Here is a 1553-nt window from a genome sequence, read left to right on the forward strand (position 1 = left end):
ACCTCCGCGAAGACCTCCGCCAGCTTCTCTTCCGTCCCCGGCCTCGGCGCCTCGTACTCCTCCGCTGCCTGCGCCACGTCTTCCGGCGCCGGCAATGCCCTGCGGTCCACCTTCCCGTTCGCCGTCAGCGGCAGCGCCTCCAGCACCACCACCACCGTCGGCACCAGGTACTCCGGCAGCCTTCTCTTGAGGCCTTCCTTCACCGCGCTGGCTTCCAACCCCGTCCCCACCACGTACCCCACCAGCTTCTTGTCCCCTCGCTCTTCCCTCACCACTGCCACTGCTTCCTTCACCCCCACCTGCTGCTTCAGTCCCTCCTCCACCTCCCCCAACTCAATCCGGTAGCCCCTCACCTTCACCTGGCTGTCTCGTCGGCCCAGGAACTCCAGCGCTCCGTCCGCCCGCCACCGCACCACGTCCCCTGTCCGGTACAGCCGCTCTCCTTCGCCGTACGGACTCGGTACGAAGCGTTCCGCCGTCCATTCAGGACGCCCCACGTAGCCCTGCGCCAGCCCCTCTCCTCCCGCGTACAACTCGCCCGGTACTCCCACCGCCACTGGCTGCATCCGCTCGTCCAGCACGTACACCTCCGTGCCTTCCACCGGACGTCCAATGGGCACACCCCGAGCGCCCACTTCTCGCTCGTCTTCCATCCGGTAGGCCGTGGTGAAAGTCGTGTTCTCCGTCGGCCCGTACCCGTTGATGAGCGTGCCTCCCTGCCGCAGTCGCTCTCTCACTCGCTGTGCCGGAAGCACGTCTCCTCCCGCCAGCACTTGCCTCACTTGCTTGAGGGCTTCCGGCTGGTACGCCTGCATCTGCTCGAAGAGCGCCGCTGTCAGCCACAGCGACGTCACTCCACTCTTCGTCAGCGTGCGGCCCACTTCCTCCAGCGACACTTCCTTCGCCGGGTACACCACCAGCTTCGCCCCATGCAGCAACGCGCCCCATACCTCCAACGTCGACGCGTCGAACGACACCGGCGCAAGCTGCAGCCACACCTCGTCCGCTCCGAAGCGCGCGTAGCTGGCCCCCAGCACCAGCCTCGCCACCGCCCTCTGCGGCACTCCCACTCCCTTCGGCGTCCCCGTGCTTCCTGACGTGTACATCACGTACGCCAGGTTGCCTCCGCTGCCCTTCCTCTCGGGGTTGCTTCGCGGCTGGCGCGCAATCGCGGCACCATCTCCGTCCACGCTCACCACCACGTCCGCGCTCTCCGCTACTTCCTCCACCTGCGCGTCCGTCCCCGCCACCACCGCCACTCCCGCTTCCCTCTTCATCCACCTCAACCGCTCCGCTGGCACTCCCGCCTCCAGCGGCACGTACGCTCCTCCCGCCTTCACCACCCCCAGCACCGACACCAACCACTCCACTCCGCGCTCCACGCACAGCCCCACCCTCACCTCGGGGCCTACGCCCACCGCCCTCAGGTGGTGCGCCAGTTGGTTCGCCCGCTCGTTGAGCTGCGCGTACGTCAGCGACTCCTCGCCGCACTCCACCGCCACCGCGCCCGGCGTCTTCTCCACCTGGGCTTCGAAGTGGGCCGCAAGCGTCTC

At 68.1% G+C, this 1553-nt stretch carries 1 protein-coding gene; it reads right to left on the bottom strand.

Annotation, left to right across the window (positions count from 1 at the left end; all coding sequences use genetic code 11):
- Window positions 1–1553: amino acid adenylation domain-containing protein (locus tag LZ199_RS45880; RefSeq protein ID WP_254000176.1), on the bottom strand; the 1553-nt coding region annotated here is incomplete at both ends.

Source organism: Myxococcus qinghaiensis (assembly GCF_024198215.1).
GTDB lineage: Bacteria > Myxococcota > Myxococcia > Myxococcales > Myxococcaceae > Myxococcus > Myxococcus qinghaiensis.